The sequence below is a fragment of the Streptomyces siamensis genome (assembly GCF_039543605.1).
Classification (GTDB): domain Bacteria; phylum Actinomycetota; class Actinomycetes; order Streptomycetales; family Streptomycetaceae; genus Streptomyces; species Streptomyces siamensis.
In genome coordinates, this window is record NZ_BAABKB010000002.1 from 251,665 (window position 1) to 268,570 (window position 16,906).

At 69.9% G+C, this 16,906-nt stretch carries 14 protein-coding genes; 4 read left to right on the forward strand and 10 right to left on the reverse strand.

All coding sequences use genetic code 11. The features are described from left to right. Positions 1–240: 240 nt before the first annotated feature. Positions 241–753 carry a hypothetical protein gene (locus tag ABEB03_RS45275; protein WP_425589176.1) on the reverse strand — a complete coding sequence of 171 codons (513 nt, stop codon included), beginning with the start codon at positions 751–753 and terminating at the stop codon, positions 241–243. 407 nt (positions 754–1,160) lie between these two features. Here ABEB03_RS45275 and ABEB03_RS03920 point away from each other — a divergent pair, with 407 nt between their 5' ends. Both ABEB03_RS03920 and ABEB03_RS03925 read left to right on the forward strand, forming a co-directional pair. Then, on the forward strand, positions 1,161–1,688 hold the full coding sequence (locus ABEB03_RS03920; RefSeq protein ID WP_095934526.1) for a universal stress protein: 528 nt from the start codon (positions 1,161–1,163) through the stop codon (positions 1,686–1,688). Between the two features lie 150 nt (positions 1,689–1,838). Beyond that, the gene (locus ABEB03_RS03925) at positions 1,839–2,402 is read left to right on the forward strand and encodes a GPR1/FUN34/YaaH family transporter (protein ID WP_345641165.1); all 564 of its coding nucleotides are present in this window, start codon (positions 1,839–1,841) and stop codon (positions 2,400–2,402) included. 119 nt (positions 2,403–2,521) lie between these two features. Here ABEB03_RS03925 and glmS read toward each other — a convergent pair whose 3' ends face one another. Together glmS and ABEB03_RS03935 are read right to left on the reverse strand one after the other, a co-directional pair. Then, positions 2,522–4,339, reverse strand: a complete 1,818-nt coding sequence (glmS, locus tag ABEB03_RS03930) for a glutamine--fructose-6-phosphate transaminase (isomerizing) (RefSeq protein ID WP_345641168.1) — start codon at positions 4,337–4,339, stop codon at positions 2,522–2,524. A gap of 50 nt (positions 4,340–4,389) precedes the next feature. Next, on the reverse strand, positions 4,390–4,647 hold the full coding sequence (locus ABEB03_RS03935; protein ID WP_028803509.1) for a hypothetical protein: 258 nt from the start codon (positions 4,645–4,647) through the stop codon (positions 4,390–4,392). Between the two features lie 163 nt (positions 4,648–4,810). Here ABEB03_RS03935 and ABEB03_RS03940 point away from each other — a divergent pair, with 163 nt between their 5' ends. Next, positions 4,811–6,376 carry a purple acid phosphatase family protein gene (locus ABEB03_RS03940; RefSeq protein WP_345644027.1) on the forward strand — a complete coding sequence of 522 codons (1,566 nt, stop codon included), beginning with the start codon at positions 4,811–4,813 and terminating at the stop codon, positions 6,374–6,376. Between the two features lie 25 nt (positions 6,377–6,401). On the opposite strand, the gene ABEB03_RS03945 is transcribed toward ABEB03_RS03940, so the two are convergent. Then, positions 6,402–7,289, reverse strand: coding sequence for a DUF4429 domain-containing protein (locus ABEB03_RS03945; RefSeq protein ID WP_345641175.1), 888 nt, complete (start codon positions 7,287–7,289; stop codon positions 6,402–6,404). Between the two features lie 62 nt (positions 7,290–7,351). On the opposite strand from ABEB03_RS03945, the gene ABEB03_RS03950 reads away from it, so the two are divergent. Beyond that, on the forward strand, positions 7,352–8,944 hold the full coding sequence (locus ABEB03_RS03950) for a beta-N-acetylhexosaminidase (RefSeq protein WP_345641177.1): 1,593 nt from the start codon (positions 7,352–7,354) through the stop codon (positions 8,942–8,944). Between the two features lie 90 nt (positions 8,945–9,034). Here ABEB03_RS03950 and ABEB03_RS03955 read toward each other — a convergent pair whose 3' ends face one another. From ABEB03_RS03955 to ABEB03_RS03980, 6 genes are all read right to left on the reverse strand, one after another. Beyond that, positions 9,035–10,807 carry an IucA/IucC family protein gene (locus ABEB03_RS03955; protein ID WP_345641179.1) on the reverse strand — a complete coding sequence of 591 codons (1,773 nt, stop codon included), beginning with the start codon at positions 10,805–10,807 and terminating at the stop codon, positions 9,035–9,037. Then, the gene (locus ABEB03_RS03960) at positions 10,804–11,346 is read right to left on the reverse strand and encodes a GNAT family N-acetyltransferase (RefSeq protein WP_345641182.1); all 543 of its coding nucleotides are present in this window, start codon (positions 11,344–11,346) and stop codon (positions 10,804–10,806) included. The genes ABEB03_RS03955 and ABEB03_RS03960 overlap by 4 nt, the downstream gene beginning before the upstream one ends. Continuing rightward, the gene (locus tag ABEB03_RS03965) at positions 11,343–12,623 is read right to left on the reverse strand and encodes a lysine N(6)-hydroxylase/L-ornithine N(5)-oxygenase family protein (protein WP_345641185.1); all 1,281 of its coding nucleotides are present in this window, start codon (positions 12,621–12,623) and stop codon (positions 11,343–11,345) included. The genes ABEB03_RS03960 and ABEB03_RS03965 overlap by 4 nt, the downstream gene beginning before the upstream one ends. Continuing rightward, positions 12,607–14,049: a lysine decarboxylase DesA gene (desA, locus tag ABEB03_RS03970; protein WP_345641188.1), complete on the reverse strand. Its 1,443-nt coding sequence runs from the start codon at positions 14,047–14,049 to the stop codon at positions 12,607–12,609. Before desA ends, ABEB03_RS03965 begins: the two co-directional genes overlap by 17 nt. Before the next feature lie 230 nt (positions 14,050–14,279). After that, positions 14,280–15,149 carry a siderophore-interacting protein gene (locus ABEB03_RS03975; RefSeq protein ID WP_345641190.1) on the reverse strand — a complete coding sequence of 290 codons (870 nt, stop codon included), beginning with the start codon at positions 15,147–15,149 and terminating at the stop codon, positions 14,280–14,282. 47 nt (positions 15,150–15,196) lie between these two features. Then, the gene (locus ABEB03_RS03980) at positions 15,197–16,243 is read right to left on the reverse strand and encodes an ABC transporter substrate-binding protein (protein WP_345641193.1); all 1,047 of its coding nucleotides are present in this window, start codon (positions 16,241–16,243) and stop codon (positions 15,197–15,199) included. Positions 16,244–16,906: the final 663 nt, after the last annotated feature.

Here is a 16,906-nt window from a genome sequence, read left to right on the forward strand (position 1 = left end):
TCGGTACTCCGCAGAATGTCGACATGGCAACTTGGCGTAAAGCATTCGATCACGAAGCGTTGCACTCGTGGGCCGTGCAGGGAAGTGCGCCTCGTGGCAGTGGCCAATCCACGTAGGGTGCGCGAGCCGCCCAGGACCCTTTCGGTGCAGGTCGAACGGGGGTTGGGGGGTCGTTCGGGCAAGGGAGGGACGGTTCCCAGAAGTTGGCCGAAAACTACCGGGGGCGTGCGCACAAACCGGTCAGTCAACCGGCTTGTTTCCCGTACCGCGCCGACCACCTCTGTGCGCCCCGGTGCCACTCCAGCCGCGCAGATCGGCCACCGTGCCCGTTCCGCTCCTGCCCCGCGGATCGGGCATCACGCCCGGCCGGACCCCGCCGGGCGGGCGGGCCGGCCGCTCCGGGATCCCGCCCCCGCGCGGTTCGGCCACGATGGCCGACGCGGCCCTGCCGTGCCGGCCGCGCGGCGCGGACCGTTCCCCAGTGGGTCGCGCGTCCCGCTCCGCGGCGCGCAGCCGTGCCGCGCCCCGCTCGGACTGTCTCATCAGCAGCCGGCAGGCGCCGGTCACGGTGGCCAGCCCCAGGGCCGTCCCGGTCGCACCCGCGAGCGAGGCGCCGAACCAGACGAGGATCACGGGGACCAGGACACAGCTGAAGGCGGCCCAGCCCACCACGGCGCTCGCCGTGTCCGGCACCGGCGGTGCCGGGGAGCGCGCCCCGGGGGAGGGACGGGGCGCGGTCTCGGGTCCGGGCACGCTCTTCTCCCTAGTGCTCCAGTGCTCCCCATGGCGAGCGGCGCGGTCCGGGGGCCGGTCGTCCGCTCTCCATGCTGTCCGTGGCGGTGGCTCTCCTGTTCAACGCGTGTTCGACCGGCCGGTCACTGCCCGGTATGGGCGCCTCGTCCCGGGAGATCGCGGCCGTACCACGAGAAAAGTCCCCGTCGCCGGGTGAACCCTGTGCAAACCGCCTGTACGGGGCAGCAACCATTGCGTTACGGGCGCCTCTCATGCATGCTCCGGGGAACGCCGCACAGCGCGCGCGGGATCTGGGCAGAGGAGGCGTGCCGCCGTACCCTTGGGGGTATGGGGTTGGGAAGATGATTCCCGGACACTGCTCTGCCGCACGTCGTCCCCACCACGAGGATCCAAACGCCGAGATACCCATGGCCGGTCACGAATTCTTCGATCCCGCGAACCGCAAGCGCCCGCTCGCCGACCCCACGGCGGCCGAGCCCCTGGCGGCGGAAGAACCCCGCCAGTCCTGCGATCCCGCCTTCAAGCACGGTGTCGTCGTCGGCTTCGACGGTTCGACGTCCAGTGAGCGCGCCCTCGCCTACGCGATCGGCATGGCTCACCGCTCCGGCTCGGGCCTGATCATCGTGCATGTCGCCAACCGGCTGCCGACCACCGTGTGGGCGGGCTGCGAGCCACCGGTCTTCGTCGACGTGCCGGACCACCGCACCGAGGTGCTGGGGCTGGAGCTGGCCTGCGCCGAGTATCTGGCCGAGGTGCCGTGGATCCTCGTCGAGCGCGGCGGTGACATCTGCCACGAGCTCGAAGAGGTGGGCCGGGAGTACGAGGCGGACGCCATCGTCGTCGGCTCCACGCACGGCATCGTCGGGCGCATCTTCGGCTCGGTGGCCGGCCGGCTCGCCAAGCGCGCGCAGCGCCCCGTCGTCGTCATTCCGTAACTCGCCGTCGTCCCAGGTGAGATGAGCCCCGGGGCAGTGCGGTGCTCCTGCTGTGCAGCGTGAAACTACCCGCGCGTAGAGGTGTTTGTGCCCTTGTGAAGGGCATATATCGCTCACCGCACAACTGCACATGCATGAAGGGAGCCCGCCGTGGACAACGACGTCTCTGCGGGAAGCACCACCACGGTCGTCGGCCGACTCGCCCTGGGAATCACCCTGTTGGCCTTCGGCCTCGGGTCCACCGACGTGATCGACGGCGTGACGGCGGCTGACGCCGTATCACTGGCCCACTACGTAGGCGGCGTTGCGCTCTTCGTCGCCGGTCTGCTGGCCTTCCGTGACCGCGACGCGGCGAACGGCACGGCCTTCTCGGCGCTCGGCGCCCTGTGGTTCACCTGGGCCGTCTCGGCCGGGAACCAGATCTCCGACAATGCCGCAGGACTCTTCCTGCTTCTGTTCGCCCTGGTGGCACTCTCCTTGACGCTCGCCGGCGGCGACACGCTCGGCCAGGGCGCCTACGGGCTGTTCTTCGTCTCCCTGCTGCTCCTCGCCGTCGCCCGGTTCGCGGACAGCGGCAGCCTCACCAAGGCGGGCGGCTGGTTCGCCGTGGCGGCGGGGGCGGTCGCCTGGTACGCCGCCACCGCGGCCCTCGCCCACTGGCCCACCACGCTTCCGCGACGCGCCGCCGGCCGGGGGGTGACGGCCACCGGCTGAGCCAGGCGCGGGCCGGGGTTTTGGGCGGCTCCGGCCCTTGGAAGAACGATCCCTGTGCGCGGGTGGCACGCACAGGGATCGTTCATGTCCGGCCGTCGGCCGGGGAGTTGACGGAGGGTCTACTCGACGGTGACCGACTTCGCCAGGTTCCGCGGCTTGTCGATGTCCCGGCCCAGGGCCAGCGCCGTGTGGTAGGCGAGGAGCTGGAGCGGGATGCCCATGAGGATCGGGTCGAGCTCGTCCTCGTTCTTCGGCACCACGATCGTCTGGTCGGCCTTCTCCTGCTCCTGGTGCGCCACGGCGAGGATCTTGCCGCTGCGGGCCTTGATCTCCTCCAGGGCGGCGCGGTTCTTCTCCAGGAGGTCGTCGTCGGGGACGATCGCGACCGTCGGCAGGGCGGGCTCGATGAGCGCCAGCGGACCGTGCTTGAGCTCGGAGGCCGGGTAGGCCTCGGCGTGAATGTAGGAGACCTCCTTGAGCTTCAAGGAGGCCTCGCGGGCCACCGGGTAGCCCCGGACGCGGCCGATGAAGAGCATCGAGCGGGCCTCGGCGTACTCCTCGGCCAGCTTCTTGATCTCGTCCTCCTGCTCGAGGATCTCGGAGATCTGGGCCGGCAGCTTGCGCAGGCCCTCGATGATCCGCTTGCCGTCGCGCACGGACAGGTCACGGGTGCGGCCGAGGTGCAGCGCGAGCAGCGCGAAGGCGACGGTGGTGTTCGTGAAGCACTTGGTGGACACCACGCAGACCTCGGGACCCGCGTGGACGTACATGCCGCCGTCCGCCTCGCGGGCGATGGCGCTGCCCACGACGTTGACGACGCCGAGGACCCGGGCGCCCTTGCGCTTCAGCTCCTGGACGGCCGCCAGCACGTCGTACGTCTCACCGGACTGGGAGACCGCGACGTACAGCGTGTCGGGGTCGACGACGGCGTTGCGGTAGCGGAACTCGGAGGCGGGCTCGGCGTCCGCGGGGATGCGGGCCAGCTCCTCGATCATCTGGGCGCCGATCATGCCCGCGTGGTACGAGGTACCGCAGCCGAGGATCTTCACGCGGCGGATCTGGCGCGCCTCGCGGGCGTCCAGGTTCAGGCCGCCGAGGTGCACGGTGGAGAACCGGTCGTCGATGCGGCCGCGCAGCACGCGGTCCACGGCGTCGGCCTGCTCGTGGATCTCCTTGTGCATGTAGGTGTCGTGGCCGCCCATGTCGTAGGAGGCCGCCTCCCACTCCACGGTGGTCGGCTCGGCCGTCGTGCGGGTGCCCTCGGTGGTGTACGTGCGGAAGTCGTCGGCCTTGAGGGTGGCCATCTCGCCGTCGTCCAGCGTCACTATCTGCCGGGTGTGGGCGACCAGGGCGGCGATGTCCGATGCGACGAACATCTCCTTCTCGCCGATGCCGAGCACGACCGGGGAGCCGTTGCGGGCCACCACGATGCGGTCGGAGAAGTCGGCGTGCATCACGGCGATGCCGTAGGTGCCCTCGATCACCCGGAGGGTCTCGCGGACCTTGTCCTCCAGCTTCTCGGCCTGCGAGCGGGCGATCAGGTGGGTGAGGACCTCGGTGTCGGTCTCGGAGAGGAACTCCACGCCGTCCGCTTCGAGCTTCCGGCGCAGGTCGGCGGCGTTGTCGATGATGCCGTTGTGGACGACCGCGACCTTGTTGTCGGTGGACATGTGCGGGTGCGCGTTCACGTCGGAGGGAGCGCCGTGGGTGGCCCAGCGGGTGTGCGCGATGCCGGTGGTGCCCTTGAAGCGTGCGGGGACCTTGGCCTCCAGGTCGCGGACCCGGCCCTTGGCCTTGACCATCTTCAGGCCGGCCGACTTGGGGGTCGTGACGACTATCCCCGCGGAGTCGTAGCCGCGGTACTCCAGGCGCTGGAGGCCTTCGAGCAGCAGCGGCGCCACGTCACGCCTGCCGATGTATCCGACGATTCCGCACATACAGGAGTACCTCTGTCCCTCGGTCGTTCAGTTCTGTTCTCGCCCGGCACTCAGCCGTAGACGATGCGGCGCAGCTGGCGGAGGGTGAGCTCCGGCGGCGCGACCGCGCGGTACTTCAGGTCCGCCTCGATCCGTTCGAAGATCGACGCGTTCACCAGGCCCTGGCCCTGGAGCTCGCGGTGGCGGCGACGGACGTACTCCTCGGTCGTCTCGTCGAAGTAGGCGAGCACGTCCTGGACCACGCGCAGTGCCTCGCCCCGGTTCAGGGGCGTGGACCGCGTCAGATGATCAACAAGTTCGTCGTGCACCCGATGATCCTGGGGTACCGGAAAGCGATCCGCAAGAATCCTGCCCGATATCGGGCAGCGCTGTGTTGAAACTCTTATGGTGGTCTGTTCGGGAGCTGTCCATCCTGTGTCTTGCGCCACGTCGATTGCCGGGAGCAACTTTTCGGCCATGGACACTCCACGTATGGGCGTACCGGAGCAGCTCGCCGAGCGCATGACCATGGCCGAGCAGCACGAGTACCTCCGCGCCAAGTTCTCCCGGCGCAACATGATCAGAGGCGGCGCCGTCACCCTCGGCGCCGTCGCGGGCGGTGCCTTCGTGCCGGGCGCCGTCGCACAGGCCGCGGTCCCCACCCAGCGGACGGCCGCGAGCACCGAGACGGTCGACGGCGCGCTCGTCGCCCCCTTCGGCCGCCACCTCGCCTACGGCAACGACCCGCGCACCGAGATCACGGTCTCCTGGCAGGTCCCGGCCGCGGTGAAGAAGCCGTACATCCGCATCGGCGCCCACCCCTGGGACCTCTCCCGCAAGATCGAGGCCGAGGTCCGCACCCTCTACACCCCGGCGGGCGTCGGCGCCAGCGGCGACCACACCCAGTACTACCTGCACGCCCAGCTCACCCACCTGCGCCCCGGCAAGACCTATTACTACGGCGTCGGCCACGCGGGCTTCGATCCGGCCGAGCCCCACCTGCTGGGCACGCTCGGCACCTTCACCACCGCCCCCGCGCACGCCGAGCCGTTCACCTTCACCGCCTTCGGCGACGAGGGCGTCGGCTACCACGGCCTCGCCAACGACGCCCTGCTGCTCGGCCAGAACCCGGCCTTCCACCTGCACGCGGGCGACATCGCGTACGCGGACCCGTCCGGCGCGGGCAAGAAGGAGGACACCGGCTTCGACTCCCGCATCTGGGACCAGTTCCTGGCCCAGACCGAGACGGTCGCCAAGCAGGTCCCGTGGATGCCGGCGTACGGCAACCACGACATGGAGGCCTGGTACTCGCCCAACGGCTACGGCGGCGAAGAGGCCCGCTGGAACCTCCCGGACAACGGTCCGGACGCGAAGAACCTCCCGGGCGTGTACTCCTTCGTCTACGGCAACACGGCGGTCATCTCGCTGGACGCCAACGACATCTCCTTCGAGATCCCGGCGAACCTGGGCATCTCCGGAGGAACCCAGACGAAGTGGCTGGAGCGGCAGCTCAAGACCTACCGGGCGTCGAAGGACATCGACTTCATCGTCGTCTTCTTCCACCACTGCGCGTACTGCACCTCCACGGCGCACGCCTCGGAGGGGGGCGTGCGCCAGGAGTGGGTGCCGCTGTTCGAGAAGTACACCGTGGACCTGGTCATCAACGGCCACAACCACCAGTACGAGCGCACCGACGTCATCAAGGCGGGCGAGGTCTCCAAGAAGCTGCCGATCGGCGGCACGGCGTACCCCGAGACCGACGGCGTCGTCTACGTGACGGCGGGTGCCGCGGGCCGCAGCCTCTACGCGTTCAGCGCCCCGCAGTCCTACGAGGGCCACGAGAACGAGGTCGACTCCGTCGCCTCGTTCATCAACCTCAAGGACGGCCGGCAGAACGAGACGGTGGCCTGGTCGCGCGTGCGCTACCTCAACTACTCGTTCCTGCGGGTCGACGTGACGCCCGCGCCCAAGGGCCGGACCGCGACCCTGAAGGTGCGGGGCATCGCGGAGACCGGGGAAGAGGTCGACCACTTCACGGTGGCCCGCCGGGCGCGCTGACGCACCGGTGGACGGCGGGCGGTCCTCACATGCGCCTGAGGACCGCCTGCTTGGCCAGCGAGAACTCCTCGTCCGTCAGCACCCCCGAGCTGTGCAGCTCGCCGAGCTCGCGCAGGCGGCGCAGCAGCGCGTCGTGGTCGGCCTCGGCCGCCGCGGGCTCGGGCGCCGTCGGTGACAGCTCCTTCGGCCGCGCGTCCGCCTCGGCGGGCGGCGCGGCCGGATGCGGCAGCCGCGCCTGCACCGCCGCCGCCACCAGCGCCATCAGCGGATCCTTCTTGAAGCCCCACAGCTCCACCGAGTTGGGGTCGTACTTCGGCGGCGCCTTGGTCTCCGCGCCGCGTACGGTGAAGCGCAGACAGCCGTTCTCCAGGCCGACCGCGGGATGCCACTCGACGGCCGTGATGTCACCCACGGCGAGCGTCCGGGCGCCGGCGGCGGCCTTCGCGTCCTCGGTCTTCCAGTTCCACTCCAGGCGTACGTGATCGCCGTCGAAGCCGGCGGTGCCGTCACCGGCGGAGGCGGACAGCGGCACGGCGGGGCCGGGGAGCAGATAGCCGTCGACCGGGCCGGCGGGCACCTGGTCGAGCAGCAGCGCGTTGCGGACCTCGTCGACGAAGTACTCGGCGACCCCGTAGCGGTCGGACTCGACGGCCAGCTGGTAAGGGTCGTTGGGCTCCGTGAGCTTGCCGCCCGTCGCCTGGAGCAGCGGGTCGGCGCCGTCGCGCAACCGCAGCCTCAACCGCCCGCTCTTCTTGCCCTGTTCGAAGGAAACGCCGGCCAGGGCGCCCAGGGGGACGGCCAGTTCACCCAGAGCCCTGCGGAGCAGGCTGACGTTCTTGTCGCGTCCGGGAGTCAGTCGCAGCGCGTCGCCGTCGAAGGCCCACGTGCCGTCCTTCTGGATGATTTCCGCCATGAGATGGATTGTTTCACCGGTGCTGCGGGAGAGTGGTCTTTACCAATTTGAAGGGAGCGCATGTGAGACAGCACCACAGAACGCCCCGCCTTCTCGGTACGCTGCTGCTCGTGGCGGCAGCCGGAATATCCCTCGTCGGTGCGGCACCCGCCGCGACCCCTCGTCCCCTCGGGCAGGTCGTCCCCGCCCCCGCCTCGGTCCACCCGGGCGGTTCCCCCTACCGCATCACCGGTGACACCCGCATCCGCGTCGACGACACGCGCGAGGCACGCCGGGTCGGCGAGTACCTCGCGGACATCCTGCGGCCCTCGACCGGCTACCGGCTCCCGGTCACCACGCACGGCGACAGCGGCATCCGCCTGCGGATCGGCTCGAAGCAGGCGGCCGGGTCCGCGGGCGACGAGGGCTACCGGCTCGACAGCGGACCGTCCGGCGTCACCATCACCGCCGCCCGGCCCGCCGGCCTCTTCCACGGCGTCCAGACCCTGCGGCAGCTGCTGCCGGCCGCCGTCGAGAAGGACTCCGCGCAGCGCGGCCCCTGGCTGGTCGCGGGCGGCACCATCGAGGACTCCCCGCGCTACGCCTACCGCGGGGCCATGCTCGACGTCTCCCGGCACTTCTTCACCGTCCCCCAGGTCAAGCGCTACATCGACGAACTGGCCCTCTACAAGGTCAACAAGCTGCATCTGCACCTGAGCGACGACCAGGGCTGGCGCATCGCCATCGACTCCTGGCCGCGCCTGGCCGAGTACGGCGGCTCCACCCAGGTCGGCGGCGGCACCGGCGGCCACTACACCAAGGCCGACTACCGGGAGATCGTCCGGTACGCCGCCTCGCGGTATCTGGAGGTCGTCCCGGAGATCGACATGCCGGGGCACACCAACGCCGCTCTCGCCTCGTACGACCGGCTGAACTGCGACGGCGTCGCCCCGCCCCTCTACACCGGCACGGACGTCGGCTTCAGCTCGCTGTGCGTCGGCAAGCAGGTGACGTACGACTTCGTCGACGACGTCATCCGCGAACTGGCCGCGATCACGCCGGGCAAGTACCTCCACATCGGCGGGGACGAGGCCCACTCGACCAGCCACGCCGACTACGTGGCCTTCATGGACAAGGTGCAGCCCGTCGTCGCCAAGTACGGCAAGACGGTGGTCGGCTGGCACCAGCTGACCGGGGCGCACCCCGTGAAGGGGGCCATCGCGCAGTACTGGGGTCTCGACGACACCGGCGCGCAGGAGAAGGACCAGGTCGCCCAGGCGGCGCGGAACGGCACGGGCCTCGTGCTGTCGCCCGCCGACCGGGTCTACCTCGACATGAAGTACACCGCGGACACCCCGCTCGGGCAGGACTGGGCGGGTCTGGTGGAGGTCAGGCGCTCCTACGACTGGAATCCCGGTGACTACCTTCCCGGCGCACCCGCCTCGGCGATCCGGGGTGTCGAGGCACCGCTGTGGACGGAGACGATCGTGACCGGCGCCGACATCGACGTCATGGCGTTCCCGAGGCTGCCGGGCGTCGCCGAGCTCGGCTGGTCGCCGGCCTCGACGCACGACTGGGACACCTACCGGGTGCGGCTCGCGGCGCAGGGCCCGCGCTGGGACGCGCTGGGCATCGGGTACTACCGGTCGCCGCAGGTGCCCTGGCCGGGCAACTGACGCACCGGGCCGGGCCGTCCGCGGCCGGCGGCACGACGAGATCGACGGGCGTCCCGGAGGACCGTACTCCGGGACGCCCGTCCGTCCGGCTCAGAACCCCGCGATGGGGTTCTTGAGGTTCCCGACCAGCTGGAGCGCGCCGGACGGGTCGGCCAGGTCCACCATCTGCCTGTTGTCGCGCAGCTGGAGCCGGTTGAGGCAGGACAGCGCGAACTCGGGCGCGAACATGTCGTACTGCCGGAACTTGTCGGCGAGTTCGGGCGCCGCGTCCTGGTAGTCGCGCACGCACCCGGCGACCGTCCGCCAGAAGTCCGCCTCGTCCAGGACGCCCTCGGCGGCGAGGTTCGCCGCGAGGAAGCGGAAGAAGCAGTCGAAGACGTCCGTGAACAGGGACAGCAGCTTCATGTCGTCGGGGACGTCGACCCGGATCCGCTCGACGGAGGGCGGCAGCACCGCGTCCGGGTCCATCACCGCGATCTCCTCGGCGATGTCCTTGTAGATCGCGCGCCGCACCGCGCCGTCCTCCAGGACCAGGATGACGTTCTCGCCGTGCGGCATGTAGACGAGGTCGTACGCGTAGAAGCTGTGCAGCAGCGGGGTCAGGTAGGCGCGCAGATAGCGGCGCAGCCATTCCACCGGGGTCAGCCCCGATTGCTCGATCAGCGCGCCCGCGAACGAAGCGCCCTCGTGGTCGACATGGAGGAGGCAGGCCATGGTGGCCAGGGTCTCGCCGTCCTGGAGCGAGGGCACCGGGCTCTCCCGCCACAGCGCGGCGAGCATCTTGCGGTACGGGGAGTAGCGGTCGGTGGCGGCCTCGTACTCCAGGTGCCGGTAGCCGACCGCGGCACGCTCGCGGATGATCGACAGGCCGGTGGACTTCAGCACCGGGTCGTTGTCGACGAGCTGCGCCAGCCAGTCGTTGATGGCCGGAGTGGCCTCCATGTACGCGGCCGACAGGCCGCGCATGAAGCCCATGTTGAGGACCGACAGCGCGGTCTTCACATAGTGCTTGCCGGGGGCGCTGCGGTTGAAGAACGTCCGGATCGACTGCTGGGCGAGGTACTCGTCGTCGCCCTCGCCGAGGCAGACGAGGTGCCGCCGGGCGACCTCGGCGGCGAAGGTCACGGACAGCTTGTTCCACCACTGCCAGGGGTGGACGGGTATGAGCAGGTAGTCGTCGGGGTCGAGGCCCTGCTCGGTGAGCGTGCGGGCGAACCGTTCGACCGTCCCGTCGCCCAGCTCCTCACGGACGAACGACTCGTAGTCGATGCCCACGCCCGCCGTGAAGGCGGCCCGGGAGCGGTGCGCGGCCAGCCACACCAGCCGGACCGCGCTCGCGGTCTCCGGCGCGTACGAGAGGTACTCGTGCACCCCGAAGCCGAGCCGCCCGTTGTTGGCGACGAAACAGGGGTGGCCCTCGGTCATCCCGGTCTCGATCGCCTGGAAGCCGGCGCGGGCCAGCTCGGCGGAGGGGACCTGCGGCTTGGTGAGTTTGAAGCAGGTACCCGAGAGCGTGGAGGAGATCTCCTCCAGATAGACCGGCAGGACCTCGTCGCTCAGACCGAGGGACTCCTTCAGCTCGATGAAGAAGTCGAGTGCGGCGAGGGGCAGTTCGGTTCCGTCGCGGTGCCGGGTGACCGTCTCGGCGTCCACCTGCCAGTGGTCGAGCGAGCGGACGACGGCGGCGTAGCGGTAGCGGGTGAGGCCGTCGTCGCTGCGGACCTCGTAGCGGCCGTCGGGCAGCAGCTCGGGGCTGATCAGCCGTTCGTGGGCGAACTCGGCGAGGGCCTTGCGGACGAGCAGCCGGTTGGCGCGTGCCCAGCGTTCGGGGGAGAGGTGGGCGACGGCGTCGGCGAGGGTCATGCGGACACCGCCTTCTCGAACTGCTCGCGGGTGCAGAAGCTCAGCAGCGCCTTCTTCTCCGGCTTCTGGATCTCGCGCTCGGGCACGAAGCCGACGGCCTCGTTGAGGGCGTGCACGGCCGTGTTGCGCACGTCGGGCTCGACGACGACGCGTACGGTCGCCGGATCGGCGAACAGGTGCCGCATCACGGCGGTGATCACGGCGCGGGTGAAGCCGTGCAAGGGGGTGTCGGTCGGCGCCACCAGGAAGTGCATGCCGACGTCGCCCGGCCGCGGTTCGTACAGGCCGACGAGCTCGACGTGCGCCGGGTCGTAGCGCTCCATGAGGAAGACGGGCTCGCCGTCGCGCAGGCCGAGGAACGCGTCGTGGTGCTCGCTGGCCGCGATGGCCATGTACTCGCGCTCCACGTCCGGCAGTTTCGCCTCCTGCATCATCCAGAAGGCGGCCTTGGGGTGCGTGACCCACCGGTGCAGCAGTTCGGCGTCCTCGACCGGGTCGAGCGGGCGGACGGTGAAGGTCTCTTCGAGGGCGGTGCTCATACGGCGAACTCCTGGAACGCGATGGTCTTCTCGACCGGGTAGTACTCGGTGCCGAGCAGCTCCCGGATGATGGACGCGTTGCGGTACGCGCCCATGCCGAGGTCCGGCGACGTGATCGAATGCGTGTGGACGCCCGCGTTCTGCAGGAAGATCCCGCGTCCCGTGGTGTCGACGGCGTAGTTGCGGGCCACGTCGAAGTTGCCCCGCGTGTCGTAACGCAGCCGGTCGCGGACCGGCTTCAGGAACTCCGGCTCGGCGTACTTGTAGCCGGTGGCGAGGATCAGGCCCGCGGAGTGCAGCTCGTAGTCCTTGCCCTGCTCCTCCTGGCGCAGCCCCAGGGTGTACGTGCCGTTCTCGTACCGGGCGCTGTCGAGGGAGGAGTTGGTGAGCAGACGGGTGGGGACCGGGCCGCCGAGGTTCTTCTGGTACAGCAGGTCGAAGATCTCGTTGATCAGGTCGCCGTCGATGCCCTTGAACAGGCCCTTCTGTTCCGTCTGGAGGCGGTACCGGGTGGGCTCGGGCAGCGCGTGGAAGTAGTCGATGTACTCCGGGGAGGTCATCTCCAGAGTGAGCTTGGTGTATTCGAGCGGGAAGAAGCGCGGGGAGCGGGTGACCCAGTTCAGCTGGTAGCCGTGGACGTCGATCTCGCTCAGCAGGTCGTAGTAGATCTCGGCGGCGGACTGGCCGCTGCCGACGAGCGTGATCGACTCCTTCGCCTGGAGCTCCTGCTTGTGCTGCATGTAGCGGGAGTTGTGGATGAAGTCGCCGCCGAGGTCCGCGCAGGCCTGAGGGACGTGCGGCGGGGTGCCCGTGCCGAGGACCAGGTGCCGGGCGCGGAACGTGTCGCCGTCCCGGGTCCGCACGGCGTACACCCCGGCGCTCTCGTCGTAGGTGACCTCGGCGACCGTGGTGTCGAAGCGGACGCTGCTCAGCTTGGACGCGGCCCAGCGGCAGTAGGCGTCGTACTCGACGCGCAGCGGGTAGAAGTTCTCGCGGATGTAGAACGAGTACAGACGGCCCGATTCCTTCAGGTAGTTGAGGAAGGAGTAGGGGGACGTCGGGTCGGCGAGGGTGACCAGGTCCGACATGAACGGCGTCTGGAGGTGGGCGCCCTCCAGGAACATCCCGGAGTGCCACTCGAAGTCCGGCTTGGACTCCAGGAAGACGCCGTCCAGTTCGGCGATCGGCTCGGTCAGACAGGCGAGGCCGAGGTTGAAGGGACCGAGCCCGATCCCGACGAAGTCGTGGACGCGGGTGGCTTCAGGAAGCGCGGTCAAGGGACTCTCCCAGGTACTGCTCGGCGTGGCCGGCGATCAGATCGAGGACGGCGGTGATGTCGTCCGCCGTGGTCTCGGGATTGAGCAACGTGAACTTCAGGTACTGGCGGGCGCCGACCTTGGTGCCCGCGACGACGGCGTCGCCGGAGGCGAACAGGGCCTTGCGGGCGTACAGGTTGGCGCGGTCGATGTCGGCCGGGTCGGTGACGGCGGACGGGATGTGGCGGAAGACGAGGGTGGACAGCGACGGGCGGACGACGACGTCGAAGCGGGGGTCGGCCGCGAGGATCCGCCAGCCCTCCTCCGCCAGGTCGCACACCTCGTCGAAGAGTTCGCCGATGCCGTCGGCGCCCATCACGCGCAGCGTCATCCACAGCTTGAGGGCGTCGAAGCGGCGGGTGGTCTGCAGGGACTTGTCGACCTGGTTGGGGATGCGCTCCTGGACCATGCGGCGGGGGTTCAGGTACTCCGCGTGATAGGTCGCGTGGCGCAGGGTGGCCGTGTCCCGGACCAGCAGGGCGGACGAACTCACCGGCTGGAAGAAGGACTTGTGGTAGTCGACCGTGACGGAGTCGGCGCGTTCGATGCCGCCGAGGCGGTCCCGGTTCCTCAGCGAGGTGAGCAGGCCGCAGCCGTACGCCGCGTCGACGTGCATCCAGACGCCGTACTGCGAGCACAGTTCGGCGATCTCGGGCAGCGGGTCGATGGAGCCGAAGTCGGTGGTGCCGGCGGTGGCGACGACGGCCATGGGGACGAGGCCGTCCCGCTTGCAGCGGTCCAGTTCGCGGGCGAGGGCGACCGTCTGCATGCGCTTGTCGTGGTCGACGGGGACCGATACGACGGAGTCCGCGCTCAGGCCGAGGAGTTTGGCGGACTTCTTGACGCTGAAGTGGCTCACCTCGGAGGCGAAGATCCGCAGTTTCGCGGGGTTGTCGGACTTGGCCTCCTCGCGGGCGAGGAGCAGTGCCTGGAGGTTGGACTGGCTGCCGCCGCTGGTGAAGACGCCGTCGGCCGCCGGGCCGAGGCCGACCCGCTCGTTCGTCCAGTCGATGAGCTTGCGCTCGATGAGCGTGCCGCCGGCCGACTGGTCCCAGGTGTCCAGAGAGGAGTTGACCGCGGAGAGGACGGCTTCGCCGAGCACGGCCGGGATGACGACCGGGCAGTTGAGGTGTGCGAGGTAGCGCGGGTGGTGGAAGTAGACCGCGTCGCGGAGGTAGACCTCTTCGAGTTCGTCGAGGACGGCCGTGGTGTCGTGCAGCGGGCGGTCCAGGTCGATGCGGTCGATGCGCGGGGCGAGGTCGTCGACGGCGATGCCGGTGAACGGTCGGTCCGTGGCGGCGAGTTTGGCCGCCACCCGCTCGATTCCCTCGGTCACGGAGCGGCGGTACCGATCCGCGGTCGTGTCATTGAGCAGGTGCGTGCGCATGTGGGGGTCCTCCGTGCGGGAGAGCGTCCGGGGCGGACGGGGGCGGGGACTGAACGGAAGCGGGACGGAGTCGCGGCGTTCGACTTAGGTTAGCCTAACCTAAGTTGGTCGTGCGACCCCGCCCCACGTGTGTCGTCCGTGCGTGCGCCTCTGCGCGAAACGACGTTCGAGGCCCGGGAGTACGGATCCCTCAGGCTGCCGACGTCACATCAACGGCCCGTGCGGGAGGGCTACTCGCCCTGCTCGCGCAGCTCTTCCTCGCTCAGCCCGCGCCGCCAGTACCCGACGAAGGTGACCTGTCTGCGGTCGATGCCGCGCTCGTGCACCAGATGGCGGCGCAGCTCCTTCACCTGACCGGACTCGCCCGCGATCCACGCGTACGGGGCCCGGGCGGCCGGGAGTTGCGCGGCCCGCAGGGCTTCGAGGGCGGAGGGGGCGCGGCCGCCTTCCGCGTCGTGCGGGGTCTCGCCGCGCACGAGCCAGGTGATCTCGGCGTCCGCCCGGGTCTCCAGGTCCTGGATGTCGCCCGGGTGATGGGCCTCCAGCCAGGCCCGCACGCGGACGCCCGGAGGGAGGGACTCGACGATGGCGGAGGCGGCCGGGACCGCCGTCTCGTCGCCCCACAGGACCACCAGGTCGCAGTCCTCGGGCGGACGGAATCGGATGGCGCGGTTGTCGCGGACGGCCGGCCCGAGCAGCAGCACGCGGTCGCCGGCGGCCGCCGCGGACGCCCAGCGGGAGGCGGGGCCCGCCGGTGCGGCCGCTCCCGGCTCCACGCCGTGCAGGACGAAGTCGATGTCGATCTCGTCGGGATTCCGCCGCAGCGCGCGCAGGGTGTACGAGCGCATCACCGCCCGTACGTCGTCGGGGAGGTCCCGCCAGCCCTGCCACCAGCCGTCGCCCAGCTCCACGGGGACGACGGGCGCGGACTGGCCCGGGTGCGGCAGGAAGAGGGAGAGCGACTGGTCGCGTCCGTCGGAGTGGAACGCCCGCAGATCGTCGCCGGCGAAGGTGACGCGGACCAGGGACGGACCGAGCCGCCTCGTCCGTACCACCTGGAGGGAGAAGAAACGGAACGGGGCGGCTACGGCCGTCGTCATATGTGCTCCTGAGTCGTCGTCAGGGGGCTGTTGTGGAGCCGTCGGGCTCAGGCGACCTTCTTGGCCTTCTCGATGGCCTCGGCGAGGTTGTCGAGGATCGGGGTGCACTTGTCGTAGGACAGGATCGGCTCGGGGGTGCGCGCGATGACCTGGCCGGCCTTCACTGCGGGCAGCTTCTTCCAGGTGGCCTCGGTGATGTCGGCCGGCTGGATGGTCGAGGTGCGGTCGTCCATGATGATGACGTCGGCCGGGTACTTGTCGACGTTCTCCCAGCTGAGGTTCTCGAACCAGCCGCCGCTCGCCTTCAGGGCCTTCGCGGAGGGCTCGACGATGTTCACGCCGAGCGCCTTGAAGTACTCCAGGTCGATGGAGAGGTTCGAGCCGGAGACGTAGAAGATGTCCTGGCTCGCGGAGCCGGCCAGCACCTTGATCTCGGGGCGGGCCTTGGCGGCCTTGCGCAGGCGCTCGGCGGCCGCCTCGAACTTCTTCTTCGCCTCGGTGATCTTGGCGGACTTCACGTCGGCGCCCAGCGACTCCGCGAGCGCCAGCATGCGCTCCAGCGGCTTGGGCATCTGGACGTCGTAGACGGAGATGCCGACGCTCGGTGCCAGCTTGAGGATCTTGTCCTTGGACTCCTCGGGCACGTACCAGAGGGTGCCGGCGCCGTCGAACATCGTCGAGACGAGGACGTCGGGCGCGAGGCCCGCGTACTTCTCGATGTTGAACTGACCCCATTCGTTGCCGAGCACGGTCACCTTGCTGACGTCCATGTCGCCGGCCTGGACGTCGGCCTTGCCGTCCTTGGTCCTGGTCGGCCCGAAGACACCCTTGACCTCGATGCCGTAGTCGTACAGGGCGGCGGCGACACCGGTGAACGCGACGATGTTCGCCGGGATCCTGTCCGTCTTCACCGTCGTGCCGCGGTCGTCCTCGAAGGTCCAGGGGCCGGACTTGGCGGCGGCCTTCGTCGAGTCCGAGCCACCGTTTTTCTTGTCGTCGTCGCCGCAGGCGGCGAGCACGGCCCCGAGGCCGAGAGCGCCTCCGGCGGCGAGGATGCCGCGACGGGTGAGGTGGGTGGCACGGGCGTTGGACATGAGTGTGGCTGCTTTCGGCACGGGGCTGAGGGCCCGCCGGACAAGTTCGAAGGTAGGTTAGCCTAACCTCACCGATTGTCCAGGGGGCGGGGTCGCGGGCCCGGGCGCGAAGCCGCGCCGACACGCCCTGCCCGGACCGTGTCTGACGCCCCGCCGGGCCCCGCGCACGCCCCGCCGGGCACGCGCGTCCGGTCCGTGCCCGGCGGCCCGTCGGGTTCTCCACACCCGAGCCGCACCCGGGCCGTGCCCGGGGTCCGCCGTTCCGGTCACCTCATCGGTCAGGCCTTGTCCTTGGTGACCACCCACCGGCCGTCGACCCAGTTGCCGACGGTCTCGTACCCGGAGCGGAACGAACCGAGCCACCTCGGTGCGAGGTTCGCCTCGGCCGCGGACCTGACCGGCCGGGATGTGCTGATCGCCCAGGCCGTGCCACAGGATCAGCTTGCTGCCGGCCGCCCTGAACGCCCTGAGGTCGGGGTCGGTCGCGTCGTACATGCCCTGGTTGGGCCGCATGATCTTCTCGCACGACGCCTCGGTGAACTCGACGTCACCGGTGGTGCCGTCGGCCGTGGCCGGCACGATGATCCCGGCCCAGTTCAGCTAGGAGACGCGCAGTCAGGTGTTTGTGTGCCGGGGAGCGGGGATGCGCCACCCTGTGGTCCG

Bases quoted from the DNA above. Each gene is read 5' to 3' on its own strand.
- ABEB03_RS03955 (WP_345641179.1), bottom strand. From the start codon at position 10,807: ATGACCCTCGCCGACGCCGTCGCCCACCTCTCCCCCGAACGCTGGGCA.
- ABEB03_RS03975 (WP_345641190.1), bottom strand. From the start codon at position 15,149: ATGACGACGGCCGTAGCCGCCCCGTTCCGTTTCTTCTCCCTCCAGGTG.
- desA (WP_345641188.1), bottom strand. From the start codon at position 14,049: ATGCGCACGCACCTGCTCAATGACACGACCGCGGATCGGTACCGCCGC.
- ABEB03_RS03920 (WP_095934526.1), top strand. From the start codon at position 1,161: ATGGCCGGTCACGAATTCTTCGATCCCGCGAACCGCAAGCGCCCGCTC.
- glmS (WP_345641168.1), bottom strand. From the start codon at position 4,339: ATGTGCGGAATCGTCGGATACATCGGCAGGCGTGACGTGGCGCCGCTG.
- ABEB03_RS03960 (WP_345641182.1), bottom strand. From the start codon at position 11,346: ATGAGCACCGCCCTCGAAGAGACCTTCACCGTCCGCCCGCTCGACCCG.
- ABEB03_RS03940 (WP_345644027.1), top strand. From the start codon at position 4,811: ATGGGCGTACCGGAGCAGCTCGCCGAGCGCATGACCATGGCCGAGCAG.
- ABEB03_RS03980 (WP_345641193.1), bottom strand. From the start codon at position 16,243: ATGTCCAACGCCCGTGCCACCCACCTCACCCGTCGCGGCATCCTCGCC.
- ABEB03_RS03945 (WP_345641175.1), bottom strand. From the start codon at position 7,289: ATGGCGGAAATCATCCAGAAGGACGGCACGTGGGCCTTCGACGGCGAC.